The organism is Saccharibacillus endophyticus (genome assembly GCF_013185185.1).
Taxonomy (GTDB): Bacteria; Bacillota; Bacilli; order Paenibacillales; family Paenibacillaceae; genus Saccharibacillus; species Saccharibacillus endophyticus.
Genome location: NZ_JAAZWE010000002.1, coordinates 342,146 through 367,136 on the forward strand (window position 1 = coordinate 342,146; position 24,991 = coordinate 367,136).

The following is a 24,991-nucleotide window of genomic DNA, read 5'->3' on the forward strand; positions in this document are numbered from 1 at the left end:
TGAAGGACATCATTTCGGTGCAGGGAATTTCGCAGCGGGCGGCATGCGAAGCGGACTCGTAATCCGTTTCGCACCGTAGCGCCAGACCCGCCGCTTTTCCGATTTTGATTGCCGTTCATCAAATTGCATGATCCCGCATAAAGCCAGGCAGCTGTTTCGCTTAAAACGAAATCCGGCCGAACTTCATGCGGTATTTTTCAGATGCCATTCATTCCATCAGGTATGGCTCAGATGGGCGTACAGATCGCCAAGCGTAGAGATTTGACTTTCCCTCACCCGCTCCATATAACCGCCCCATAGCTTTGCCGTCATCAAAGAATCGCCCAAGGCATGATGGCGTTCTTTGATTTCGATGCCCTCCTCTACCAATAACTCGTCCAGACCATATCCCGATCTTGTCGGGTCAAGCAGCTTCGCGATCATCATGGTATCGATCACGCGGTGCGTAAGATGAGCCTTGGAAGTTTTCCAAAGCGCGGTATTCAAAAAAGCTTTGTCATGGGCACTGGCATGCGCGATTAACACGGAATGTCCGATAAAAGCCATAAAATCATGCAGCCCTTCAATCAAAGAAGGCGCATCTTCCACCATCGCCGGCGTAATGCCCGTCAAATCCGTGATGTGCGGAGGAATATCGATGCGCGGATTGACCAGCGTATAAAACGTCTCGTCTTCCAGCACCTCTCCTCCCCTCATCTTGACGGCGCCGAACGATAGAATCTCGTCCCCCTTTTGACAATTGAAACCTGTCGTCTCCAAATCGAACACCACGGTCTCCAATTCATTCAGCGGAGTAATCAAAGCTTCCGGTCTTCGCTGTTCCCGGCTGAGCGAGCGGATGAATGCCATCTGATGGGCACTCTGTCCCCCGAATACCGACGCTACCGCCGAAGGAACGCCCCCGCCGCGCAGCATGTTCCAAAATCCGCTTCTCGACCCAGCCGGTCCCTTCATGCCCGTCTCCTTTCTGCGAATCTGAGCTGACGCTGAAGCACGCGATGCAGCTTGCGTACCAGAATCAGGCCGTCGCGCAGTTCATAGAACTGCTCTTTTTTCTTCAATTCGTCGCTGAGCAGATACCCGGAACTCTCCAGCAGCCCCTCTCGCTCCGTCGCCTCAGTCAAGCCGCGCAGGCGGAGCGCCGTACGAAAAGCTTCATAGGTCGGCTCCAGAAGCGGTAACGAAGCGGCCTCGAACTGAATCAACCGTTCAAGTCGCTTCAATGTGGAGGATTCTTCCACATCGTGTTGAATCGCAAAAAAGCGGGCGGCATTCACAAGCGGAATATACATCCCGTATTTGACGTCAAAATCACCCGCATGATCGCCGAAGCGTTCGGTCACGACCTGCCCCAGCACGTTTAACGTTTTCTTATGGCGAACGGTATTGCGTAAAATGGCGGCATGCAAAGCAGCATTACCGCGTACTCCGTCGTAAAAGTCCCTGCGCCATTTGCCGGCCAATCCGGCATCGCCGGCAATCAAGCGAAGATCAGAAGCAATAATCAGATATCGTACGGGTTCCCAGCTAAGATCACTGCGCCATTCTTCCAGCTGCTTGGTCCATTCGGAAGAAGTTCGGCGCCATCTAGGCTCCGAACACATGACCTTTCCCTCGCACTTCTCATAACCTGCCGCCTCCAAAATATCCGTCAGTCGACGACCGAATTCTTCAAAATACGCTTCTTTGTCGATATGTTCCGCGTCCGACAAAATCAATCCGTTATCCTGATCACTCCAAAGCGTCTGCTCCTGCCTGCCCGCACTGCCGAATACGACGAAAGCATAAGACACGGGAGGCGGACCGAAGCCCGCCTCCCCCATCTCACGCTCGCACAATTCGACCGCGTGCTTCATCAGGCGGTCATGCATATCGTTGATCGAAGCGTTCCGGCCTAGAATATCAAGGCCGGTTCCCGCTTCCGCTAACTCTCGTTGCATCTCGACCCTTTTTGCGCGCAGCGCTTCGGGGGAACGGATCTGCGATAAATCTTCGCGGGATACGAATGAAGGGCCCTTGTACGAATGAGTCGGCTTCACCGGATTCCCCCTTTCTGATCATAAGCGCTTGTTTCCGAATTTCGGAGTTTTCTATTACCTTACATACATCTAAACATACATCTAACATATTCTCATTTTAACTTCGGTTTTCCTCTTTATGCGACAACCTCATATCTGCAATGAAAGCTTAAGCGTTAGCCGGTGTACGTTTGTTACCCGACTCCGGGCTTGTAGGACCATGGAAAGTGGTTTCGCCGGCCATTTTCATTTGTTCCGGGTAACCATAGTTGCCATGCTCGCTGATATCCAGACCCATCATTTCTTCTTCTTCGGTTACGCGGATGCCCATTGTTGCTTTGAGAATCGCGAAGATGACGAAGGTTACGGCGCCTACGAAGGCCAGCGTGCCGACAACGCCCAGCGCTTGAACGCCCAGTTGGTGCAATCCGCCGCCGTAGAACAGGCCCGCTTGCCCGAGACCTTTATCCGTAGCCAGCGCAGGCGTTGCGAAGAAGCCTGTGCAAAGCGCGCCCCAGATGCCCGCTACCCCGTGTACGGAGAATGCGAAGACCGGATCATCGACGCCTGCTTTTTCGAACCATTGTGCCGTGAAGAATGTCAGTACGCCCGCCACCAGACCGATGACTACGGCTGCCCACGGTTCAACGAAGGCGCAAGAGCCCGTGATCGCGACCAACGCTGCCAATACGCCGTTCAACATGCTCGGGATGTCGGCTTTGCCGAATACCATCCAGGAGATCAACAGTGCCGCTACGCCGCCCGCTGCCGCCGCAATATTCGTCGTCAGAGCCACGTAAGCGAAGAAGCCGTCCATTACGCTCAGGGCACTGCCCGGGTTGAAGCCGAACCAGCCTACCCACAGAATGATTACGCCGAGTACCGACAACACTTGGTTATGTCCCAAAATGCTGTTCGGTTTACCTTCTTTGCTGTATTTACCCAAGCGTGGTTTGAGCATAACCGTCGCCACAAGCGCCGCTGTAGCCCCCGTCAAGTGAACGACTGTCGAGCCTGCGAAGTCTTGCATTCCCATTTGCGCAAGCCAGCCGCCGCCCCATACCCAGTGCGCGATAATCGGGTAGATGATGATCGTGAAGAGAGCGCCGAAAACGATGTATACGCTAAGTTTGGCACGTTCTGCGAGACCGCCGCCCGCAATCGCCAGCGATACGCCCGCAAAGGCCAGGTGGAACAGGAACATCAGCGATACCGGAACACCTAATTCGTTAACGGAGTTGAACGATGAAGCTTGTCCGTCTCCTCCGAAGAAGAAGCCTTCAAAGCCGAAGAATCCGTTACCGTTACCGAACCCGAACGCGAATCCGAAAGCCCAGAACGCGATGCTCGCGACACCGAAAGAAAGGATTGTCTTGCCCGCAACGTGACCGGCGTTCTTCATGCGTACCGAACCCGCTTCAAGCAAAGCGAATCCCGCTTGCATGAAGATAACCAGTACGGCTGCGATAAATACGAAAGCCGAGTTCACGCCTACCGTCAATGCTTCGCCGTCTACCGCTTCCGCCGCATATGCGCTAACCGGAAAAGCCGATACCGCCGTCAGTGCCCCAAGTGCCAACCACCATTTCTTTTTCAAATTCCCCACGCCCTCTTCATGTTATTTTTTCTAACACAATGTGAAATCCTTGATGTCATTATAGACCGCGGCAAGAAAGCTGACAAGTGTATTTTCATAAAAAAAGAAAATTTATTTCAGAGTTTTTTTCGCTATTAAAAATTTCACCCGCGTTAATGCGGTGATGCACACTTTCGGTTTGAAAGCATGACGTTTGACTGTATGCTTTGGGTTGGATATAATTGAATTTGTCAAGAGTTTCTTTTTTATATTTACTACCTTTTATCATCGACAGAAGAAAGGGTGAGGCAGCGATGGGGATATGAAACTGTTCAGGATCGGAGAACTGGCCCGTGCCGCAGGAACCAGCGAACGCACCATCGACTATTACACCAAGTTGGGATTGATTCATCCGCAGGACCGCTCGATGACCAACTATCGATTATACGGACCTGAAACCCTGCTTCGTCTTGAGCGTATTCATGAGTTGAAAGACGAAAAGTTTACATTGGAAGAAATTCGCGAACGACTCGACAAATGGAGCGCCGCTTCGGGAGACGAACGCGTTTCGGAGAAGCTGACCCTGCTCGAAAGCCATTTGGCGCAAGTCGAGAAAGAATTGAAGGAACTGCAACCGCTGCTCCAGGATCTCGATCCGGCGCAAGCGCGCAAGACCTTCTCCCAACTCCTTCCGCAAGGCATCGCTTGCATGGAAGCCATCAAACTGCTGTTGGGGCAGCCATGATCTATTATTTGAATATGGAGGGAACAAGCACATGAGTTTTAACGCGTTTATGTACATCCTGATCATTCCGGCCTTCATTTTGACCATCTGGGCACAGTTCCGGGTCAAGGGGACGTTTAAAAAATGGAGCGAAGTACCGGTGAACAGCGGTATTACCGGCTATCAAGCCGCACGCCACATGCTTGATACGCACGGACTTCACGACGTACAGATCGTAACGGTACCGGGAACGCTGTCTGACCACTATAATCCGGTCAATCGTACCGTTGCCTTATCCGAGGATGTCTACTACGGAAACAGCATCTCCTCCGTCTCGGTCGCGTGTCACGAGATCGGCCACGCCATCCAGCATCAACAAGCTTACCCGATGCTGGCATTGCGCCATAAGATCTTCCCGGTCGTCAACTTCGCTTCCGGCGTCGCGCCGTTTCTGATCTTGGCCGGCTTCTTCTTCAGTCATACACTGATCGGCCTGGGTATTCTGTTCTTCGCCGTAACGGTTATCTTCCAACTCATCACGCTGCCGGTCGAGTTCAACGCCAGCAACCGGGCCAGAGAAATCATGGTCTCCGAAGGCTACATCACCAATGAAGAAGAACGCGGCGTAGGTAAAGTCCTGAATGCTGCCGCGCTGACTTACGTAGCTGCCGCATTGGTCGCTCTGCTTGAACTGATTCGTCTGGTCGGCATCTTCAATAGCCGCGACTGATTCCAACGCTCCGCAGCCGCTATTCGTTTTGAATGACGGCTGAATAAAAAATACAAAACCGGCGCGGTCTGAACGACTGCGCCGGTTTTGTATTTTCTTGGATGGAATTATGTAAGACAAGTGTAAAAAGACTATAATCTTCGTCTGACGGACGATAAATAGTGGCTAATTCTCTTGGTTTTATGGTACTATACATCTACTTTAACATTGCAGTCGATTGCAGCTTTCGCAACCAAAAGGAGAAGGCTTGTGAACTTATCAGTGTGGTATGATCTCTTCTTGTTCGCCTTGTTGTCCGTCTTGCTGGTCTACATTTTCTTCACGGTTCGGATTACGAACCTACATAAAGTCTATTTCGTTTTTCACTTTTTCATGATGTTATGGCCGCTTTGTCAATTCGCTACGCACATCGTACAGGATGTTCAATTGCAGTTCGTCTACGTGTCGTTATCCTTCGTAGCATCCCTCATGCTCGCAAGCGGCTGGCTGCTCTTCACGTTGTTCCTTGCGGGAGACGAGAAACGATTAACCCCCAAGTCCATTGCACTGCTGTTCGTTCCCGCAGCCGTTGCCTCGCTCGGGACGATGATCAACCCGTTCCATTTGTTCGCCAGTCCCACGACCGACAATTACGTCGACCGTTCCTACGGTCCGCTGTTCTGGCTAACCATGATGGTCATCGCCGGATATTTCCTCACCTCGTTGGTTGTCCTCCTGCGTGCCGTACGATCTCGTTCGTCTTCTCCAAGCCTTAAAAAGCAGATTCGCATCGTTCTATGGGGCATATGCGCGTTGGCCTCTTTTGTCGTGATCGATATTCTGCTCAACGTCGTGCTTGCCCAGTTCTTACCGATCATCCCCGGACTGACTTCGCTCGGTATTTTTATTGCCGATCTATTTTTCATTTTCGTCATTACCCGGTACAAAGTGTTTGATCTGGTATCGATTGCGCACGAAGACATCATCAATACGATTCCTCACGGCATTCTCGTATTGGATGAAGACGATGCCGTGGTTGAAGCGAACCGCGCACTCCGGCTTTTTATCGATATTGAAGTCGGAGAGTTATTCGATATCGAAGCTCTTCTGTCTTCGGTTCGCGCAACGGGAGACAGTCGTCAATTCCTGGATCACTATAAACGGAAAGAGCAGGATTTGTTCCAGATCGAGCTGACTTCGAATCGCGGAGGCGGGCTTCATTTCATTCTGCAAACGTCGCCGATCTTCGATGCCTCGCGTTCGCCGATCGGCCATATCCTGACCTTCCAGGACGTTTCGCAGGAGCGGCGCCTGGTGCAGGAGCTGAACCGTCAGAACGACGTTCTCCATGAGCGCAACCGCTCGCTGGACCGGACGCGTCTTGAACTGTCGCAGGCCAACCGCAAGCTGGAGGAGATGGCGCTGACCGATAGTCTGACTGGCTGCTACAACCGCCATTATTTGACCCAACGCCTGACGCGGGAAATGACGGCAAACGTCGAGCAGCGCATTCCGTTTTCTTTTGTCCTGTTCGATATCGACTTTTTCAAAATGATCAATGATCGTCACGGTCACGTGGCAGGAGATGAAGTCTTATACCGCACTGCACAGATCGTCAAGCAGTGTATTCGAAGCACAGACATTTTGGCCCGTTACGGTGGAGAGGAATTCATTTTGTACCTGCCATGCACGGATCGGAAAATGGCCGAGAAGATTGCCGAACAGGTCAGGGCTGCCGTTGAAAGCAACCGTGTCAAGCTTGACCCGTCCGCAGAACCCGTGAGCGTTACCGTTAGCTTAGGGGTATTGTCGATCGAAGACTTCGAACATCAATACGTACCGGATAATTTAGAAGAATACCTGACACGGTTATTCACTGAAGTTGACAAACCGTTATATCAGGCGAAGAAGAACGGGCGCAACCGAATCGAGTTCGCCGAAATTAGCCGGATTTCGGATAACGGAACGTTTGAAGCAAGAATGTAAAAAAGCATCGAGTAAGGCTGCCTATAAAGCCTTTATTCGATGTTTTTTTCATTTTATGGGTTAAAGCGGCTTGACAGCTGCAAGTCTTAGTTTTATGGTTAGTTAATGTACCAACTAACCATAAATGATCGACTTTATTCCAAAGGAGATTTCCGATGCCTATCCCTACTTCACTTCCGAATCTGATGCAAACAAGGCGCTACTTATTCATGTTCCTGACTTTACTGCTCTTGTTGACCGCACTGCCCACCTCTTCATTTGCCGGCTCCGATCTCCGTCATGCAACCCCTTCCGGAATTTCCATTCAAGATTTAGAAGCTTATATTGACGAATTCGTCGAACCTTACATCGGGAAAACAACCGCAGCCGCCTCGATCGCCGTGGTTCAGGACGGACGTACGGTTTTCTCCAAAGCTTATGGTTACGCCGATATTCCAAACCAAATTCCAGCTACTCCGGACAATATCTTCGAATGGGGTTCGATCAGCAAATTGTTTGTTTGGACTTCAGTGATGCAGCTGGTCGAGTCGAATCAACTGAATCTGCAGACGGATATCCGCGAATATTTGCCCGATCATTTTTTAAAACGATTGCGTTATGACGAACCGATCACTTTGTTCCATCTGATGAATCATGCCGCTGGATTTGAAGAGTATATGTTCGATATGGCTTATACGACTCCTGAGCAAGTATCCTCCTTGGAAGAAGGTCTTTTAAAAGCAGAACCTGCACAAATCTATCCTCCCGGACAAACGGTTGCCTATTCGAATTACGGAAATTCTCTGGCTGCCTATATCGTAGAACGGATATCCGGGCAGTCGTATGCCGACTACGTGAGCGAACATATCCTACTCCCGTTAAAAATGAATCATACCGAAATCCGCTCCGTTTTGGATGATCGACCGGACTTGCTGCGCAGTAAAGCCAAGGGTTATTTATCCGTTGAAGACGGACAACTTATCGAAGGTCCCTGGAACTACATGTCCATGTATCCGAACGGAGGCGCTAACGGCACGGCTGAAGATCTTGCTCGTTTTGCGATGGCTTTAATGCCGGCCTCTAATGAACAATCTTCATTATTTAGGCAATCCAATACCTTATCCGACATGCTCAGCTCTTCAAAATCCGATGATCCTTACATGCCCGGAATCGCTCATGGATTTTGGGAATATCCGGGTGCATCCCGCACACTCGGACACGGAGGCAATACGATGGCTTTCTCCAGCAGCCTCCAGTTCGCGCCTGACGAACATTTTGCCGTCGTAGTGCTCACGAATCAAGCTGGAGAATCCCATCTGGTACACGGGCTGTCACAGGCTCTGATCGGAAGCCCGGAGATTCCTGCTTCCGATCAAATGCTACCCGAATCCTCCTTGGTCACAGGAAGCTTCGTTGCAGCCAGACGTCCCGACCAAGGATTTATGAGCGTCTATCCCTATTTATCGCTGATGCGCGTCACCTCCGACAAAAAAAACGCTCTGACCGTTAAGCTCGCCGGATACGAAGGTGCGTACGAACAAGTTCGACCTTATTTATACCAAAGAACCGGCGGCGATTCCGAGCTGGGGGCCTGGCCTTTTATCTTTTTCCAAACGGATCAAGGATCTGTAACGCGAGTTTCGCTTTATACGAGTGATTATCTGCCTTTGTCCACCAGCCATTCCCTCCCTCTGCTCACTGTGCAAGGGATTGCCGCTATCGCTGCCCTGCTCTTCTTCCTGACCGCTCCGTTCGTATTGCTGTCGGTTACATGGTTTAAACGAAAAGGACAAACGGGCGGCCGCTTCACTCCGCTGCGGATCAAAACGCTGATCTTTATATTCAGCGGAACGCTTTTGGCTGCTAACAATCTCCTGCTTGCTTATCGGATGCTGAGTCAAAACGAGCGGCCATACAGCGATGTGCTGCCGCAGGTGATCTTAAACAGCGTATTTGCAGGATCCGGCTTGGTTGCTCTGATTGTGCTTCTTTTGGAAATCAAACGACGGCCGCTGTTGGGCAGGCGTTCTAAAGTTGGCGTAGGGGTTTCCATTCTGCTCTGGGTTATCTTGATCGTATTGCTGATTGTATGGCAGTTTTATCGCTGAGATGCTGAACATTAAAAAAGCCGCTTCCCTTTTTAAGAGGAGGCGGCTTTTGCCTTTTGAAAGTCCTATTCGTTGTGGAGAACATTGAAAGCGGCTGCGGGAGAAATTTCCAGCATATGCTTCCGAAGTGCATTTCTTCGAAATGCTTTACAAGACGCTGTCTCACGCAAAAAGCTTACAGCTTTCCGCGTTCAAAGGCGTCTTTCATTGAATTTCTCCCTCCGCCGATCCCTCCGCCGATCGCTTCGCTCAGACTATCAGGACTTTCTAACTGATTTGTCTACTATAATACATAGTAGACATGTCTTTTTAACTACACTCACTTATCGGTCAACGCAGCAGCAGCAGATCGCCGTAAGAATGGCTGAGAAGCGGAGCGCTCGCCTTTGCAGCGAAGGTGCGACAGCGATCGAAGCCATCTTACGGCGCGCAGCGGCCTCCCGAAGCTCAACCGATATTTCTCAGCCGATCTTTTTCCCGATCGGCAGACGTACGAGCAACCCGTACAGGAAGAAACCGGCAATGGCGCCGCCGATATGGGCGGAGATATTGACGTTCGGCGTCGCGAAGCTCATGATCAAGCCCATGACGAGCAGGATATAGACCGTTTGCCGCGATCCTTTATCCATTTTGGCTCTTTGGAACAGCGCCATGTACAAGAAAGCGCCGTAACCGCCGTAGATCGCGCCCGAGGCTCCGACGGAGATGAAATATTCGCCGGCTCGATTGTAAAAACCCATACTGATTAAGTTAGCAATGATTCCGCTAGCCAGGTAAAGAACGGCGTAGCGCACATGTCCCAACAATCGTTCAAGCGGCGGTAAGAAGACCAGAATGGCAAAGCAGTTGAAGAGCAAATGCTCAAAGCTGCCGTGCAGGAAGACCGAGGTCAGGTAGCGCCAAGGGGAATCGACGTTTTCGATACCGGGAACGCCGACAACATTGGACAAAGCTCCATATTGAAGCAGGATCGAGCCCGAAGCGTCTCGGCTGTAAGCTCCGTTCACCGCCAACACAATGAACATCACGACATTGACCAACACAAGAAGAGCCGTGACCGGATAAAACTTCAGGTACTGGTTCCATTTTTCGTACCTTACAAAAATCATCATTTTCCTCTTTTCCAACAGAGCATGTCCGAAAGTTCCGAAGAAAGCTCACTCGGGCTCATTTTCGGACATGCCCTATTCTCTTTTTTGCAAACGATCCGTTAAAAACATTATAATAAAATCGTACGGGAAAATCCAAAATCCCGATTATGGTACGTCGATCTCAGTCATGAGCACGTACTTGCAGGAAAATCCAAGGAGGTTATTCACTATGGCACAACAAAGAACCGGCGTCGCCACGTTTAAAGGCAACCCGATCACCCTGATCGGTCCCGAACTGAAAGTCGGCGATTCGGCACCGGACTTCAAGCTGAACCGCAATCTGCTGGAGGAAGCTTCCCTGAAAGACTTTTCCGGCAAAGTGAAACTGATTAGCGTCGTTCCTTCGCTTGATACAGGCACTTGCGATGCGCAAACGCGTCGTTTCAATACGGAAGCTGCCGATCTGGGCGAGAATGTAGTGATCTTGACGGTCAGCGCCGATCTTCCGTTCGCACAAGCCCGTTGGTGCGGAGCGGCAGGCGTGGATCAAGTGATCACCCTGTCCGACTACAAAGGGCATTCGTTCGGTGAAGCTTACGGCGTTCTGATCGAAGAATTCCATTTGGACATGCGCGCAATCTTCGTACTCGATGCGAATGATCGCATTACTTACGTTGAATATTTGAAAGAAATGAGCGAACACCCGAACTACGAAGAAGCGATTGCAGCCGTGAAAGCCTTGCTGTAATCCGCCGTTCCTCACACATAAGCACGAAAAAACGTACCCGCCCTCGGAACTCCGCGGAGCGGGTACGCTTACATGAAAGCCGAAAAACGGCATTGTCCATTTTTTTGAAAATTGACGTTTCCGCAGTCGAACTCCAATCGACTACCGAATGCCTTCAGTCCTCTACCCTGTCGTCTTATGGGATGCCAGCTTTTTGTCGAGAATCGTGAACAAACTTATGATCGTCCGATAGTTTGCACCCAGATCACCCAAAGAACCGCGGGACGCCGAATAGATATCGACTGCGCTTTTGACCGGACCTACAGCCAAAACGGAAACGGTGATATCCATCGTCCGACCGAACTTTGTACGTTTCTCCAAGATAATCTCTCCCACGTTAGGCACTTCATGCAGCACTTTGTAACCGGGAATCTTTTTCAGCGTCGAGCTGACTTCTTCCCATGCTTTGTCCCTGGAAAGGCTATAGTATCTCGTTTTCATTTTAGGATCGGTCGCGCGATCGCTCGTGCCTTCCTGGCTGCGAATGATTCCGATCAATGTACGTTTAAACGACAAGATCTTTCCTCCTTTGACGTTACCCTCATTCTACTCTCTAGTTTAGCATTGTTCGATTAATAACAAAAGAAAAACACACCAAAAAGCGTTCCCGCTCCGGGAACTTCCCCGGCGCAAGAACGCTTGATCCCATCTGGGACAAAGGGTGCTTCAGCCTATGTAACTGATCACTCCCTGATGTAGACAGAAAGAGATCCCGCTCTGCCGTCCGGTAACATTGTCTCGAACCTGCTATCGCAGGTGGGTGACCGCAAGACGGGCTTTGAAGTCCCCATGTCGTATAGACAGGGCTTTTCATTGCGGCGCCTAATGTAGATCTCCCGAGACTTTATCATTGGTTCAAAACAACGAAAGACCGAAACGTACATCGCAGGATGTAAAATTATTATAGCGCTTACGACACGCAATGTAAACTCTACCGCGCTCTTTTATTAAAAAACGCTCACTTTTCTTTTCTCTCTTTTTTCTCTTTGCCGAGTTCGATCAGTTCCGGCTCGTCTTGCGAGTTTTGCTCCTCTTCCCGCTTTTTCGCCTGATCCTGCATCTTCTGGAAGGTCGCATAGAAGTTCAGGAAAGCAAACCAAGCAATAACGCTGCCGGCCGCAATCACATACAATACAGGCATATACGTCCAACAAATATAAATGACCGCGATTGCGCCGATCAGCGTCGAGAATACGCGGAACGGGCGCAGCAGCGTAAGCAAAATCGCGTTTTTCAAAATACCGCCGATTTTCATATGGTAATGGGCAACCATGGAGAAGAAATTGAACAGCGATACGAACAGCAGAATCATCAGGATCAACATCAGGATGCCGAACAGCTGCATGTTGCGGAACTGGACCATGTAGACCGTGATATCCACGTACATGACCACGAACAACAGCGTATAGAAGATGCCTCCTACCAGACTTTGCTTATAGTTCTCTTTGTAACCTCTAAAATAAGTACGGAAAATTTTGACGTCCGGCTCCCCCATCACCCATTTTCGCGTAACGGTGAACATGGCCGAAGTTGCCGGGAATAATGTAAGCGGCGCCAGAATTCCCAATGCCCAATTCAATGTAAGTGCTTCGTTCACGTACTGCGGATCGATCGCCAATCGCATGTACAAGATGAATAAAAACGGCGCCGAACACAGCACCCAGAGCAGATTCGTTCCCGAGATGCGCATAATCCACTCGGTCAGGCGATAAATGCCCCCCGTAAGCCCCCTAAATTCCAACAGGTATTCCTCCTCAAAATCGCATAATCGCTAAACTACCATATTGATAGTTCAATTATACCGATTATATCCGCTAAAAACCACTCTTATCAAAAAGGCTTTCGAAACGTTTATTTGTTGGCTTCATTGCTTCTTTTCCGTACAAAAAAAAGACGACGCATCGCTGCGCCGCCTTTTGCTTACCTTAAAAATTAACCTTCGAAGTTGTCGCGTTTCGGAGCCGGACGATCTCCTTGGTACGAAGACTTGCCTCCGCGACCTTGGTATCCGCCTTCTTTGGAGCCTTTGTAACCGCCGGTTCCGCCGCTGCTGCGGTTGCCTTGATAACCGCCGCTGCGTCCGCTGCTGCTTCCGCCTTTGTAGCCGCCGCCTTTATATCCGCCGCCGCTTCCGCCTTTGTATCCGCCGCCGCTGCGAGCGCCGCCGTAGCTGCCCGAAGGCTTGCGACGCTTCACGCGAACCGGATCTTCCGGAGTCAGCTCGACCTTGGCGTCTTTTTTCTCGCCGGTCATCAGCTTCATCGCAGCCGACAGCAGGTTTACGGAATCGTACTGCTCCAGCATTTGGATCGCGATTGCTTTGTATTCGTTCAGTTCGCCGTCCTGTACCACTTCGAGCAGACGCTCGGCCAGGATGCGTTGTTTGCCTTCGATGGCTTCGCTCATGGTCGGGAGCGGTTTGCGCGTAATCTTGTGACGCGTTACGCGTTCGATGAAGTTCAGGTGATCCAGCTCGCGCGGCGTTACGAACGACCATGCTTTGCCTTCTTTACCGGCACGACCCGTACGGCCGATACGGTGAACGTAGCTCTCCGGATCTTGCGGAAGGTCGAAGTTGATAACGTGCGTCACGCCCGATACGTCGAGACCGCGCGCCGCAACGTCCGTCGCGACCAGAACTTCGATGCTGCCGTCGCGGAATTTGCGCATAACCGCATCGCGTTGGTTCTGCGAAAGGTCGCCGTGCAGGCCGTCAGCGGAGTAGCCGCGTTTTTGCAGCGCTTCTGCCAACTCGTCAACCCGACGCTTTGTGCGTCCGAACAGGATAGCCAATTCCGGCGATTCCATGTCGATCAGACGAGTCAGAGCTTCGAATTTCTGACGCTCAGGCACTTCGATGTAAGCCTGGTCGATCAGCGGAGCGCTGATTTGCTTAGGGATAACCGATACATGCTGCGGGTTTCTCAGGAATTGCTCAGCCAGACGCTTGATGTTCGCAGGCATTGTAGCCGAGAACAGCAATGTTTGACGCTCTTCCGGAACCAGCTTCAGGATCGACTGAATGTCTTCCATAAAGCCCATGTCCAGCATTTCGTCCGCTTCGTCCAGTACTACCGTTTGAACGTCGTCGAGCTTGATCGTTTTACGGTTGATGTGGTCAAGCAGGCGTCCCGGCGTACCGATGATGATTTGCGGCTTTCTTTTCAGCGCGCGGATCTGACGAACGATGTCTTGTCCGCCGTAGATTGCCAGGGAACGAAGTCCTTTGAAACGCGCAAGCTTCTCGATTTCGTCGGCAACCTGAATCGCGAGTTCGCGAGTAGGCGCCATAACGAGTGCCGAGATCTTTTCTTCTTCGCGAGCGATCTTGCTGATCATCGGAATGCCGAAAGCCGCCGTTTTACCTGTACCCGTTTGAGCTTGTCCGATCATGTCGCTTCCGCTCAGGGCGATCGGAATCGCCTGCGATTGGATCGGTGTCGCTTCTTCAAAGCCCATTTCCGTAATTGCTTGCAATACCTTTGGTTCCAAATCGAAGTCTACAAAATTTGCCAATAGATTCATGCTCCTTTTATTGTAAGCGGACCGCCACTTTACTTATGGACAATCCGCTTTCGTATTCTGTATTCTTAAGTAGCCGCAACCGATCGATAACCGAAGGGTTCCTCATATGCTGATGACACCAAGTTTTCCGCACCTACTTGGACAAGGGAGGAGCTTCTTCAACGCCGAAGCTGAAAAGCTGAAGCTATATTATATACCGTTTATCCTTTAACTCGTGATTCTTCCGTTCAGCCGCTGACGGTTACGGAAACGAGAAAGATCTACTCAAGAACATCTAAATCATTATAGCATAAGCGACTATAAAAAAGCCAGTAAACCTTTCAACGGATTGTCACATTTTTTCACGATTTTCATTTTCGTTCTTGTTTTTTCATTTTCTTTTTCAGGAGTGGTGAGGTTTGTTTATTCGTATCGGTCATATCGTAACAACGGTCGTCGGAGCCCTATTAATCGCGGCCGGCTTCAACCTGTTTTTGATTCCGCATCAACTGCTCAGCGGCGGCGTATCCGGTTTATCCATGTTGACCGGTTACTTCACCCCTCTTTCGATCGGCGTGCTGTACTTCGTCTATAACGTCCCGATGCTGATTGCCGGCTGGTTCCTGCTCGGGCGGCGCTTCATTCTGCTCAGCATCGTGTCCGTCGCCGCCGTCACGGTATTGATCACCGTCGTGCCCGAGCGAATGGTCGCTACCGATCCTATCCTTTCTTCCGTGTTCGGCGGCATACTGGTGGGCGTCGGAGCCGGCATCTCGTTCCGGGTCGGCGGATCGAGCGGCGGCTTCGATATTCTCGGCTCCATCGTCACCCGCTACCGCGACTTCCCCGTCGGCAGCGTCCTGGTCGCGCTGAACGCGCTGGTCATTCTCGCCATGGGCTACCTTCAGGGCGATTGGAACCTGGCCCTTCTGTCGATGGTTTCCATCTATATCACGGGAAAAGTCGTCGACATGATCCATATCAGCCATACCAAAGTCACCTTGTTCATTGTGACGAACGATACGGACAAAATGTTGGAGCGACTGCTTCAGATCGAACGCGGCGTTACCCGAATCCCCGCCGAAGGCGCGTTCTCCCATGCCAAAAAAGACATGCTGATGACGGTTACCACACGCTACGAGTTGGCCGAACTCAAACGCATCATCAAAGAAGCCGACCCTCTCGCTTTCGTCAACATCGTCGAAACCGTAGGCGTAATGGGCTCGTTTCGGAAGCGCTCTGTGTGAAGCCTTTTTTCGGCTTCGGGAAAGTCCTGTTCGCTGGGGAATACCGCTTGGCGGGCTGCGGATCAAGTGCGTTTCGGTCGCGTGTTGAATTCGGGAAATTTCTATTCAATATGTATATGGGATTTCCCGAATTCAAAGGCGAACGCTGGCGCTCCTGCACTGCACTTGATCCTCCGCCCTTGCGCGGCAACCCCGCTCAAGAACTTTCTTAAGACCGAAGCGGCCTTTACAGGCGCTTCTTTTTTTGTGGTGTAATTTTTCAGGGCGTGTACGCAAACTTCGAAGGCAGCAGATTTGGCTGAATTTTCGATCTATGCAAGGAACGATTTCGAAGGCGTGCCGGGGCACGTCGAGAAATTTGTGACGCGGCAGAGGACGAAAAGACAGGCAAAGATGCACTTCAGTAAGTTTGCGTACACGACCTAATAAAAACTGCGCAAACAAAAGTTCATTAGATCCTTTCAAGGTTTTGAAAGCTTCGGAGCGTGGGGGCGGAGGGGGGATTCAGTGAAAGGCGCCTTTGAACTTGGAAAACCTACAACTTAAATTCCAATCCAGTTTTCCAAGTGAGACAGCGCCTTGAACGAATTCCCCCCGCAGCCCCCTCCCACACGCTTCTTTCGCGAACACAACCGCGATGTGATATAATAACCCCGTACCAACTTCATGGTTCGCTTTTCGCAGGTATTCGAGTCAGACAATGACGCACGATTCCGGAAAAGAAAGGGTGACGACTATGGAAATGGAAGCCGTAAAACTTGAACAAATCGTGATGAAATGGTACCCCGACATGCTTTCGTTCTTGAAACAGCAAGAGTTGGATTCCGTGATTGTCCTTCGTGACGGCCTCGGTATTCTCGAAGCCGAAGACGCGCTTGACATTATCCATCACAGCATCCTCGAACATCAGTCGCCGGAAGTTTTGCATTGACGATCCGCTTTGACAAGGTATTGGGTTGAGTCTTTTCAATAAGTTCTTCCAATAGGCCGCTCTCTTCCTTAGGGAAGGGGCGGCCCTACATATGAGCGTTGACAAGCGAATTGAAAAGATCGTAGTACCTTGCCAATGCTAAAAGTAAGGTTGCGCTTGAATGAAACGCGCCTGAAGCGCGTGCCTTTCATTCGAGCGCAACCCTCTGACTAAGAGTTGGCAAGATCGTGGATTCGTCGCTTCTTCGGAAGGTTAAAGGTTGAAGGTGTGCCTTCCGGCCATGAAGAGGATTTTGCATTTCCCGGAATAATCAGGCATTCGTGACAAATTTGTTGCTTCAACTGACGTGAAAAACGCTATACTGGTAAAGGCTTTCGCAGCCGAGAATCACCTACAGACGAGGGAGAGAATACAATCATGGATATTTTATGGAGCCTGCTGGCTCTCACCGTAAGCAGCCACAACCCTGAAAGCGCGCCGGCAGCGCCGGTCAACCCCAACCCGATTACGGTCGCGGTCGAATCGGCTTGGAATCTCAGCACGCTGACGGCTCAAAAAGACAGCGTGGTCATCGATGCGGACAACCCTCCGATCAAAATCGATCCGCAGCCTGACGCCCCTACGGTCAAAGGGATTTACGCTACGGCTTACAGCGCGGGCGGCGCAAGAATGACCGAACTGCTTGATCTGCTCGACAATACAGGTCTTAACGCGATGGTTATCGATATCAAAGACGACCTGGGGTACATAACGTACAAAACCGAAAATCAGGAACTGCTGAAAATGGGCACGGCGCAAAAGTTCATTCCGGACATCGACGCGCTGATGACCAAGCTGAAAGACCACAACGTTTACCCGATCGCCCGGATCGTCGTGTTTAAAGATACGGTACTTGCCGAGAACCATCCGGAGCTTTCCTTCACGGATTCCAGCGGCAAAGTATGGAAAAACGGCGGCGGCGACGCGTTCGTCAACCCGTACAGCAAAGAAGTCTGGGATTATAACGTCGCGATCGCCAAAGAAGCCGCGGCGCTCGGATTCAAAGAAATCCAGTTCGACTACGTCCGCTTCGCGGAAGGCTTCGAGAAACGCGCCGACACGCTCAAATACGAAAAAGACGGCGACAAATCGCGTACCGAAGCCGTATCCGAATTCGTGCAGTACGCGCGCAAAGAACTGGCGCCGCTCGGCGTCCGCGTCTCCGTCGACATCTTCGGCTATGCGGCCTCCGTTCCCGCTGCCGACGGCATCGGACAAGACTTCACCAAAATTTCGGAAAACGTCGACGTCATCGCGCCGATGGTCTATCCGAGTCACTACTCGACCGGCTGGTTCGGCGCGAAAGACCCGGACAAAGAACCTTACGTGACGATCAAAGGCTCGATGGTCGACACGTTCAAAAAGCTTGACGAGATCGAGGAAGAATCGCAGCGTCCGATCGTGCGTCCGTGGATTCAAGACTTTACCGCAAGCTGGCTCGGCAGCGGCCACTATACGAAGTACGGCAAAGCCGAAGTGGACGCGCAAATCAAGGCCATGGCGGATATGGGCGTAGACGAGTATCTGCTCTGGAACGCATCTAACCGCTACACCAAAGACGCCAATTACGGTCCGAAGGACTGATCGTTCATGCGGACGCAAACGCGCGGCAACAGCCCGGCCTGCCACGGCCGGGTTTTTGCCTGCGTCCGTTTCGAGCGTCATTATCGTTATCTGAAAGGATCTGCCAACCGATGCATGCCACTTCAAGCTTCAAGCAAAAATTCGCACAGTTTCTCGTTGTCTTTCTTCCGATTTTCATCACGCAAATCGCTCTGTCCGCCATGGCCTTTTTCGATACCAGCATGACGGGACATGTCAGTCCGGCCGCACAAGCGGGAGTCTCGATCGGGGTCAGCCTATGGATTCCGATCCAGACGGGTTTGAACGGCGTGTTGAACGGAATCATGCCGATCGTCTCGCAGCTTATGGGCGGGGGGCGGGAGCGCGATATCCGTTTCAATCTGTTCCAGGGATTGATCTTGTCTCTTCTGTTCTCCGCAGCGGTGCTGTTGATCGGCGCCCTGCTGCTCAAGCCTGCGCTCGGATTCATGAATGCAGAAGCCGAAGTCGCGGATACCGCGTATAAGTTCCTGCTTTGCCTGGCATTCGGCGTCGTGCCCTTGTTCGGTTACACCGTGCTTCGAGGCTGCATTGATGCCATGGGCCAGACGCGCGTCTCCATGGCGATTACGCTCTGCTCGCTTCCCGTGCAACTCGTGCTCAATTACCTGCTGATCTTCGGCAATTTCGGCTTTCCGAAGCTGGGCGGCGTCGGCGCGGGCGTGGCGACCGCCGTCACCTATTGGGTCATTTTTCTGATCGCGCTTGTCGTGATGCACCGCGTCGAACCGTTTGCCGGCCACGGTTTTTTCCGCAAACGCCATCGCATCTCTTGGGCCAAGCAAGGGGAATTGCTGAAACTCGGCATTCCGATCGGCTTCGCGACCTTTTTCGAGACATCCATCTTCGCCGCGGTGACGCTGCTCATGAATCGTTTCGGAACAAACGCCGTTGCCGCGCACTCCGCCGCGATCAACTTTGCTTCGACGCTGTACATGATTCCGCTGGCGATCTGCATGGCGCTGACCATTTTGGTCGGTTACGAAGCGGGCGCCGGAAGAAACAAAGACGCTCGCCAGTATGCTTGGATTGGAATCGGCTCCGCCGTGCTGATGGCTTTGGTAACCGCGGTCGTGCTGCTGCTGTTTGCCGACAAAGTCGCGTTGATCTATTCGACCGACCCTGCCGTCACCGCATTGATCGTGCAATTTTTGGCCTACGCGATCTTTTTCCAGTTATCCGACGCTTTGGCGACGCCGATCCAGGGCGCGCTGCGCGGATACAAAGACGTGACTCCGGCTTTTTTCATCACGCTTATCGCATACTGGGGTATCGGACTTCCGCTCGGATTCGTGTTGGCCGTATACACTTCGTTCGGCCCGTTCGGCTACTGGATCGGTTTGATCGCGGGTCTGGCTGTCGGGGCTGTTCTGTTACTGCTGCGCTTGTTCAAAGTTCAACGGATGCACGGCAGCTCTCCTGCGCCGTCATCCGTTGTTTAAAAGGTCAAACTGTACCGTTTATTCGCCCTTCGCTTAAACGCGACGTTGATTTTCCATGCAAAAAGGCAGCTCCCGCGTCGTCACCTTCGACGCTCGGAGCTGCCTTTTTCCAAAGTTAAAATAAATCCAACTGCTCCGGCTCGTCCTCGCCAAGAAGCTTCGGCACATCCTGGCCCAGAATCGCCATCAACTCGCGCGCATTCTCCGCCGCATCGCCTCCGGAGTTATTGTTGAAAATGATCACGACTTCCTTGGACTGCTGTTCCAGTCTGCGAAGCCGTTCCGCCCACTCTTCCAGCTCCTGCGCGTTATAGCGATACAGATAGCGAACTTCGCGCCAGTTGGGCTGATTGGACGACTGCCAACCGGATACGTTGCGACCGTGCATGCGCACGATCGTCAGCTGATCATCCGTCGCTTCCTCCACGATCGGCACCGAACCGACTCCCGCTTGCGGTTCGTCGCATACGCTGTGAATCCAACGTTCCTCGCGCATGAACTTGAGCGTACGCTCCCGCATGACCGGCTGGAACCAGCTCTGATGACGAAACTCCAGCGCGCAAGGTACGTCTTCCATCCGCTCGCGCACCTCTCGCAGCTTGGCTACATTTTCCCGCGTGCAATCAAACCAAGGCGGGAATTGGAACAACGCCGCCTTCAGCTTATTGGCCTGCTGCATCGTGCTAATGGACAATTTGAACGCTTCGAACATCTCGGCCTCGCTATCGAACGGGATTTTCCCTCGCGAATGCCCGGTCATTCCTTGATAGGCTTTGACGACAAAACGAAAGTCTGTCGGCGTCTCCTGCACCCATTTTTCCATATTGCGCTTCGATTGCACGGCATAAAACATGCTGTCCACCTCGACGGTTCCGAACATCTTCCCGTACGTGACCAATTTCTGCTTAGCCGCTTCCTTCGTCGCATAGATATAATCGTGATCGCCCCAGCCGGTCAACCCGATCGTGATCATCTGCCGCACCTCCTTCATGCCGAATGGCTTGCCTCGTTGTCACTTACCCGTTTTGTAAAAAAAAAGAAACCTTCGCCGTCCAAGACGGCAGAACGGCTGCCGCTTCGGAGCAAAGGTTTCGTTGGACAAACCGATTACTGCGACAAGCGCAGAGCCAGCTCGTACATCTCGTGATCGAACGTAGGACGCGTGTTGACAACCTTATCGATATCCGTCAGCGTCAGCTCGCCTTTGACAATGCCGCAAGCTTTGTCGCTCTCGCCGCGGATCAGCGAGCGTACGGCGAAGTCGCCCAGACGGCTTGCCAGGTTACGGTCGAACGGAGTCGGCGTACCGCCGCGCTGGATATGGCCCAGTACCGTTACGCGCGCATCGATTTGCTTGGAGCGCTGCGACAATTCGGTAGCGATATCCTCGCCTTTGCCTGCGCCTTCCGCAACAACGATGATACTGTGGCGTTTGCCCATTGCGAAGTTGTGCGTCATGCGCTGCGCGACTTCGTCCAGATCGTAAGGCACTTCAGGAACGAGAATCGTTTCCGCGCCCGAAGCAAGGCCCGCGTGCAGCGCGATATCGCCGCAATGACGACCCATGACTTCAACGACGGAAGCGCGTTCGTGCGACGACATCGTATCGCGCAGCTTGTTGATCGCGTCGACGACAACGCCTACAGCCGTATCGAAGCCGATCGTGTAGTCCGTGAAGGAGATGTCGTTATCGATCGTGCCCGGCAGGCCCATCGTATTGATGCCGAGCTTGCTCAGCTTGTTCGCGCCTTGGTACGAACCGTCGCCGCCGATTACGACCAGGCCGTCGATTCCGTAGTTGCGCAGGATTTCGGCGCCTTTGCGTTGTCCTTCTTCGGTATAGAACTCTTTCGAACGAGCGGATTGAAGCACGGTTCCGCCGCGTTGAATGATATCGCCGACGCTGCGAAGATCCATCGAGAAAATATCATTGTTGAGCAGGCCTTGATAACCGCGTTGGATACCAAAAATCTCGATTCCGTGATAAAGTCCGCTGCGCACGACGGCGCGAAGCGCGGCGTTCATTCCTTGGGAGTCTCCTCCGCTGGTCAATACTGCGATTTTTTTTACTGCTGACATATTGCTTCCCCCTTGTTAATGCTGCTTATGTTTGCGGATCCATACACTGTTGACGAAAAAGAACAGGCGAGTCAGCGGGCTTTTCTTCATCAAGCGTTTAGACACGGTTCGCACATCTTTTTGTTGGCTTACTTTCGGGTCGGACAGATACAAAGCAATCAGTCCTTCGATCACCATGCGGTGGAAAGCGGCATGCGGAAGCCCGGCCACGTCGCGGCGCGCCCCGCCCACGATAAACTCGACGCGCTGTAGCATATCTTCCCCGCTATCATAGTAATTGCAGAAATTCAGATCGCCTCCGACGCGGTCCTCTTCCTGATCGATCAAATAATCGAGCATGATATGGAGCCCGCAGACGTAAGGAAAATACGACTCGTAGACCGATTTTGCCGCTTGTTCATCGAAATCGTCACGGCTCGCTCCGGCAAAAAGCATGAACATGCCGAGCGTCGAACCGGTGGCAGCGGCGAATTCGTTCCAATGCAAATCAGGTGCCAGATCGGCATGTTCGGCTCTCCAGGTCGTCAGCGACGGCTCCCGCAGCTCCGGGGCGATATGCTTATAGACTTGAAGATCGCCGTACAAACCGACCAGACGGCGCACATAAGGCTGGGCATGGGCATAACCGGGCAGCTGCCGGATATTTTCCTGACAGGTGGTCACGAGGGCATTCAAATACCCTCCGTCCTCCTGTTCGTCACGGAAGCGATAGTAATTTTCCGGCTGTACGGACGGATCGACCGCGTCCAGCATGGACTTATGTAAAAGACGAAAATCTTCCGGGTCCAGCGATGTGCTTCGATCGCACAAATTGTCCAGATAATCGCTGATGGTCTGAAGGGCTACGATCAGCGGAATCAGTACGTCTTTTTTGTCCGAGTTGATTGCTGCATAGACCGAGCCGCCCTGACAATGAAATTCCTTGTCCGCGATGCTCGCCAGCGCTTGAGTTCGAAGTTCGGGATCGGGAATGGTCGCCGCGCGATCCCTCCAGCCCCCGAGTGCGTCCTTAACGCCCGGCAAAGCAAACTTGTACACCCATCGCATCAAACTGATGGGTTCTTCGGGAACGGTGTAAGCGGTTCTGAGTGGGTTCAAAACGTACCTCCAAATACCAGTCTTAAGTCTGTGGCGCATGCGTTTGCCTGTCGGACAGGCATAATTGCTTGTTTCGCACGCTCCCGTACCCAAATTCACTTTCCATTATAATATGAGGGTGTAATTTGTACAAATAACCTTCGTCATATTCTCGGCTTTTTTCAGCGTTTTTTCTGCAAAAAGCCATCGCTTCCGGCAATCCCCCCGCGCCGCTCGCCGGATGTGCCGAAAAACGTTCATTTTCGGGAAACTTTCCGTTCGCGCGCTGCAAACGATTTCAGTCGTGCTATACTGGAGAATGATCTATTCGGTCGATTCTCGAGAAAGGGGTCCATCATGTCCGACGTTCCGTTATCCTGGAAGCGCCTGCTCCTGTTTTTCGTTCCGCTGGGCTTGTCCGCTTCGCTCGTTACCTTGTCCCATGTCATTATCAACCGTACGCTGGCCTCCGCCGCCTCGCCGGAGACGGTCATCGCCAGCTACGCGCTAGCCGGCAGCCTGCTGGCCGTTACCGAACGACCGTCCACGCTGCTGCGGCAGACCTGCTCCGCGCTGGTGCGCGACAAGATTTCTTTTAAAGCATTGACTTTCGTTACTTACGTATTCCTCGTCTGCGTGCTGCTGATCGGGGGCATTATCGTCTATACTCCCGTGGGGCGCGGCATTTTCGGCACCTTATTCGGCGTCGATCAAGCGCTGCTGCCGAGCGTAATCGCGGTATACGGCGTATTGATGTTCGTCAGCGTGTTTTCCGTTATCCGCAATATTTACCAAGGAATCATCATTACCAACAACCGGACCAAGTGGCTGACAATCGGCATGGTGATCCGTCTGGCGGGCATGTATCTGCTTTCCCTGTATTTCGTGAATATTCAGGGCGTGACCAGCGGGATCGTCGGCGCCGTCATCTTCTTGGCCGGCATGGTGATCGAGGCGAGCGTAAGTTTCCTTGAAGGACGCAACATCGCCCGCCGATTACCTGTCAAAAAGCCGGACCATCACATCGAGACGCGCGGCGACGTGTTCCGTTTTTACAAGCCGCTGCTGTATTCGTCGCTCGTCGCGATGTTTATCGGCCCTGCGCTGAACATCATGCTGGGCAAAACGGACGGCGTTGCGTTGGCGATTTCGTCTTTTGCCGTCGCAGCGAGTCTGATGCAGCTCATGTTGAGTTTCTTCATCTATATCCATCAGATCGTACTCAACTATTATAAGGTCGATCCGGTGCTTGTCCGCAAGTTTGCACTCGCGATCGGCTTCATCCCCGCTGCTCTCGTTGCGATCATCGCTTATACGCCGCTCGGCTATTGGGTATTCGGACATGTGATGAACGTGGAGGGACAGCTGCTTCAGGAGAGTCTGTACACGCTGAGGGCTTTTATCCTTTATCCGCTCGTCATGCCTTGGCTCGATTACGGCAACGGGCTGATTCTGCTCGGCGGACAAACCAAAGTCATGTTCCGCTCCCAACTCGCGAATGCGATCTGCACCATCGGCTTCTTGTTCCTGCTGGTCGCGCTTTTCCCGCACTGGAACGGCATGGTCGGCGCTATTGCGCAATCCTTGGGACTGCTGGCCGAAGCGGTGATTATCTTCCTCGTCGTTCGCCGTATGGGCAGAGAGCCGAAGTTGGACCGGACTGCCGCGCCGTAATCCGCATATCCGCATCCCCTGCTGCGCCTCCGATGTTCGGATTGGCGTTGCGGGGACTTTTTTATTAAAAGCATGCAAAAAGGCACAGTTCCCGTGAAGGATCTGTGCCTGTGGTTTGCTATGTCATCAAATAAGGCAAGAAATAAATTCTTACAGTTTGATTACGTTAGCTGCTTGTGGTCCGCGGTTTCCGTCAGTGATTTCGAATTCTACTTCTTGACCTTCGTCAAGAGTTTTGAATCCGTCGCCTTGGATTGCCGAGAAGTGTACGAATACGTCTTCGCCGCCTTCTACGGAAAGGAAACCATAACCTTTTTCTGCGTTAAACCATTTAACTGTACCTTTCAAATGAACAACCTCCTAAAAATATCACCATCTATGGTGAATATCGTTATTA

21 protein-coding genes and 1 other RNA gene are annotated in these 24,991 nt (G+C 52.0%); 10 read left to right on the forward strand and 12 right to left on the reverse strand.

Translation table 11 applies throughout. The annotated features are described in order from the left end of the window. Window positions 1-216 precede the first annotated feature (216 nt). From HRQ63_RS07475 to HRQ63_RS07485, 3 genes are all read right to left on the reverse strand, one after another. Window positions 217-954, reverse strand: a complete 738-nt coding sequence (locus HRQ63_RS07475) for an exonuclease domain-containing protein (RefSeq protein ID WP_172241432.1) — start codon at window positions 952-954, stop codon at window positions 217-219. After that, window positions 951-2,039, reverse strand: a complete 1,089-nt coding sequence (locus tag HRQ63_RS07480; protein WP_371873237.1) for a DUF294 nucleotidyltransferase-like domain-containing protein — start codon at window positions 2,037-2,039, stop codon at window positions 951-953. The genes HRQ63_RS07475 and HRQ63_RS07480 overlap by 4 nt, the downstream gene beginning before the upstream one ends. 148 nt (window positions 2,040-2,187) lie before the next feature. Continuing rightward, complete coding sequence (locus tag HRQ63_RS07485; protein ID WP_172241435.1) at window positions 2,188-3,615, reverse strand: ammonium transporter; 1,428 nt, start codon at window positions 3,613-3,615, stop codon at window positions 2,188-2,190. A gap of 301 nt (window positions 3,616-3,916) precedes the next feature. Here HRQ63_RS07485 and HRQ63_RS07490 point away from each other — a divergent pair, with 301 nt between their 5' ends. The 4 genes from HRQ63_RS07490 (at window position 3,917) to HRQ63_RS07505 (ending at window position 9,100) form a co-directional block, all read left to right on the forward strand. Continuing rightward, on the forward strand, window positions 3,917-4,339 hold the full coding sequence (locus tag HRQ63_RS07490) for a MerR family transcriptional regulator (protein WP_037282767.1): 423 nt from the start codon (window positions 3,917-3,919) through the stop codon (window positions 4,337-4,339). Between the two features lie 31 nt (window positions 4,340-4,370). Beyond that, window positions 4,371-5,048, forward strand: a complete 678-nt coding sequence (locus HRQ63_RS07495; RefSeq protein WP_172241438.1) for a zinc metallopeptidase — start codon at window positions 4,371-4,373, stop codon at window positions 5,046-5,048. 249 nt (window positions 5,049-5,297) lie between these two features. Next, window positions 5,298-7,013 (forward strand): histidine kinase N-terminal 7TM domain-containing diguanylate cyclase, encoded by a 1,716-nt coding sequence (locus HRQ63_RS07500; RefSeq protein WP_229714269.1) that lies wholly within the window; start codon window positions 5,298-5,300, stop codon window positions 7,011-7,013. Window positions 7,014-7,222: 209 nt separating this feature from the next. Next, window positions 7,223-9,100 (forward strand): serine hydrolase domain-containing protein, encoded by a 1,878-nt coding sequence (locus tag HRQ63_RS07505; protein ID WP_172241441.1) that lies wholly within the window; start codon window positions 7,223-7,225, stop codon window positions 9,098-9,100. 461 nt (window positions 9,101-9,561) lie between these two features. Here HRQ63_RS07505 and HRQ63_RS07510 read toward each other — a convergent pair whose 3' ends face one another. Continuing rightward, window positions 9,562-10,209, reverse strand: coding sequence for a rhomboid family intramembrane serine protease (locus tag HRQ63_RS07510; RefSeq protein ID WP_172243356.1), 648 nt, complete (start codon window positions 10,207-10,209; stop codon window positions 9,562-9,564). A gap of 211 nt (window positions 10,210-10,420) precedes the next feature. Here HRQ63_RS07510 and tpx point away from each other — a divergent pair, with 211 nt between their 5' ends. Continuing rightward, entirely contained in the window at window positions 10,421-10,939 is a 519-nt protein-coding gene (tpx, locus tag HRQ63_RS07515) for a thiol peroxidase (RefSeq protein WP_037282773.1), read from the forward strand. A gap of 162 nt (window positions 10,940-11,101) precedes the next feature. Here tpx and HRQ63_RS07520 read toward each other — a convergent pair whose 3' ends face one another. From HRQ63_RS07520 to cshA, 4 genes are all read right to left on the reverse strand, one after another. Then, complete coding sequence (locus HRQ63_RS07520) at window positions 11,102-11,494, reverse strand: DUF1499 domain-containing protein (protein WP_037282775.1); 393 nt, start codon at window positions 11,492-11,494, stop codon at window positions 11,102-11,104. 189 nt (window positions 11,495-11,683) lie between these two features. Beyond that, a non-coding RNA gene (gene ssrS / locus HRQ63_RS07525) (6S RNA) lies at window positions 11,684-11,873 on the reverse strand. A 63-nt stretch (window positions 11,874-11,936) separates the two neighbouring features. After that, window positions 11,937-12,719 (reverse strand): YesL family protein, encoded by a 783-nt coding sequence (locus HRQ63_RS07530; protein WP_172241444.1) that lies wholly within the window; start codon window positions 12,717-12,719, stop codon window positions 11,937-11,939. A 191-nt stretch (window positions 12,720-12,910) separates the two neighbouring features. Then, window positions 12,911-14,437, reverse strand: a complete 1,527-nt coding sequence (gene cshA / locus HRQ63_RS07535; RefSeq protein ID WP_371873243.1) for a degradosome RNA helicase CshA — start codon at window positions 14,435-14,437, stop codon at window positions 12,911-12,913. Window positions 14,438-14,901: 464 nt separating this feature from the next. On the opposite strand from cshA, the gene HRQ63_RS07540 reads away from it, so the two are divergent. The 4 genes from HRQ63_RS07540 to HRQ63_RS07555 all read left to right on the forward strand — a co-directional run bounded on the left by HRQ63_RS07540 (window position 14,902) and on the right by HRQ63_RS07555 (window position 19,764). Next, window positions 14,902-15,729, forward strand: coding sequence for a YitT family protein (locus tag HRQ63_RS07540; protein WP_172241450.1), 828 nt, complete (start codon window positions 14,902-14,904; stop codon window positions 15,727-15,729). Window positions 15,730-16,465: 736 nt separating this feature from the next. Next, entirely contained in the window at window positions 16,466-16,660 is a 195-nt protein-coding gene (locus HRQ63_RS07545; RefSeq protein ID WP_037282788.1) for a hypothetical protein, read from the forward strand. Window positions 16,661-17,077: 417 nt separating this feature from the next. Further along, on the forward strand, window positions 17,078-18,283 hold the full coding sequence (locus tag HRQ63_RS07550; RefSeq protein WP_172241453.1) for a putative glycoside hydrolase: 1,206 nt from the start codon (window positions 17,078-17,080) through the stop codon (window positions 18,281-18,283). 110 nt (window positions 18,284-18,393) lie between these two features. Then, window positions 18,394-19,764 carry an MATE family efflux transporter gene (locus HRQ63_RS07555; protein ID WP_172241456.1) on the forward strand — a complete coding sequence of 457 codons (1,371 nt, stop codon included), beginning with the start codon at window positions 18,394-18,396 and terminating at the stop codon, window positions 19,762-19,764. 115 nt (window positions 19,765-19,879) lie between these two features. Here HRQ63_RS07555 and HRQ63_RS07560 read toward each other — a convergent pair whose 3' ends face one another. From HRQ63_RS07560 to HRQ63_RS07570, 3 genes are all read right to left on the reverse strand, one after another. Beyond that, window positions 19,880-20,737, reverse strand: coding sequence for a DUF72 domain-containing protein (locus tag HRQ63_RS07560; protein ID WP_172241459.1), 858 nt, complete (start codon window positions 20,735-20,737; stop codon window positions 19,880-19,882). 134 nt (window positions 20,738-20,871) lie between these two features. Then, window positions 20,872-21,843 (reverse strand): 6-phosphofructokinase, encoded by a 972-nt coding sequence (gene pfkA, locus HRQ63_RS07565; RefSeq protein ID WP_172241462.1) that lies wholly within the window; start codon window positions 21,841-21,843, stop codon window positions 20,872-20,874. Window positions 21,844-21,858: 15 nt separating this feature from the next. Continuing rightward, complete coding sequence (locus HRQ63_RS07570; RefSeq protein WP_371873238.1) at window positions 21,859-22,941, reverse strand: tetraprenyl-beta-curcumene synthase family protein; 1,083 nt, start codon at window positions 22,939-22,941, stop codon at window positions 21,859-21,861. 336 nt (window positions 22,942-23,277) lie between these two features. On the opposite strand from HRQ63_RS07570, the gene HRQ63_RS07575 reads away from it, so the two are divergent. Beyond that, window positions 23,278-24,594: a multi antimicrobial extrusion protein MatE gene (locus HRQ63_RS07575; protein ID WP_172241465.1), complete on the forward strand. Its 1,317-nt coding sequence runs from the start codon at window positions 23,278-23,280 to the stop codon at window positions 24,592-24,594. Between the two features lie 150 nt (window positions 24,595-24,744). Here the strand turns inward: HRQ63_RS07575 and HRQ63_RS07580 are convergent, their stop codons facing one another. Continuing rightward, window positions 24,745-24,942, reverse strand: a complete 198-nt coding sequence (locus HRQ63_RS07580) for a cold shock domain-containing protein (protein WP_018975236.1) — start codon at window positions 24,940-24,942, stop codon at window positions 24,745-24,747. Window positions 24,943-24,991 lie beyond the last annotated feature (49 nt).

What these genes read in the sequence shown, in the direction of transcription:
- HRQ63_RS07475 (WP_172241432.1), bottom strand. Translation starts at nt 954, where the DNA reads ATGAAGGGACCGGCTGGGTCGAGAAGCGGATTTTGGAACATGCTGCGC.
- HRQ63_RS07490 (WP_037282767.1), top strand. Translation starts at nt 3,917, where the DNA reads ATGAAACTGTTCAGGATCGGAGAACTGGCCCGTGCCGCAGGAACCAGC.
- HRQ63_RS07495 (WP_172241438.1), top strand. Translation starts at nt 4,371, where the DNA reads ATGAGTTTTAACGCGTTTATGTACATCCTGATCATTCCGGCCTTCATT.
- HRQ63_RS07505 (WP_172241441.1), top strand. Translation starts at nt 7,223, where the DNA reads ATGTTCCTGACTTTACTGCTCTTGTTGACCGCACTGCCCACCTCTTCA.
- HRQ63_RS07510 (WP_172243356.1), bottom strand. Translation starts at nt 10,209, where the DNA reads ATGATTTTTGTAAGGTACGAAAAATGGAACCAGTACCTGAAGTTTTAT.
- tpx (WP_037282773.1), top strand. Translation starts at nt 10,421, where the DNA reads ATGGCACAACAAAGAACCGGCGTCGCCACGTTTAAAGGCAACCCGATC.
- cshA (WP_371873243.1), bottom strand. Translation starts at nt 14,437, where the DNA reads ATGGGCTTTGAAGAAGCGACACCGATCCAATCGCAGGCGATTCCGATC.
- HRQ63_RS07545 (WP_037282788.1), top strand. Translation starts at nt 16,466, where the DNA reads ATGGAAATGGAAGCCGTAAAACTTGAACAAATCGTGATGAAATGGTAC.
- HRQ63_RS07550 (WP_172241453.1), top strand. Translation starts at nt 17,078, where the DNA reads ATGGATATTTTATGGAGCCTGCTGGCTCTCACCGTAAGCAGCCACAAC.
- HRQ63_RS07555 (WP_172241456.1), top strand. Translation starts at nt 18,394, where the DNA reads ATGCATGCCACTTCAAGCTTCAAGCAAAAATTCGCACAGTTTCTCGTT.
- HRQ63_RS07560 (WP_172241459.1), bottom strand. Translation starts at nt 20,737, where the DNA reads ATGATCACGATCGGGTTGACCGGCTGGGGCGATCACGATTATATCTAT.
- pfkA (WP_172241462.1), bottom strand. Translation starts at nt 21,843, where the DNA reads ATGTCAGCAGTAAAAAAAATCGCAGTATTGACCAGCGGAGGAGACTCC.
- HRQ63_RS07575 (WP_172241465.1), top strand. Translation starts at nt 23,278, where the DNA reads ATGTCCGACGTTCCGTTATCCTGGAAGCGCCTGCTCCTGTTTTTCGTT.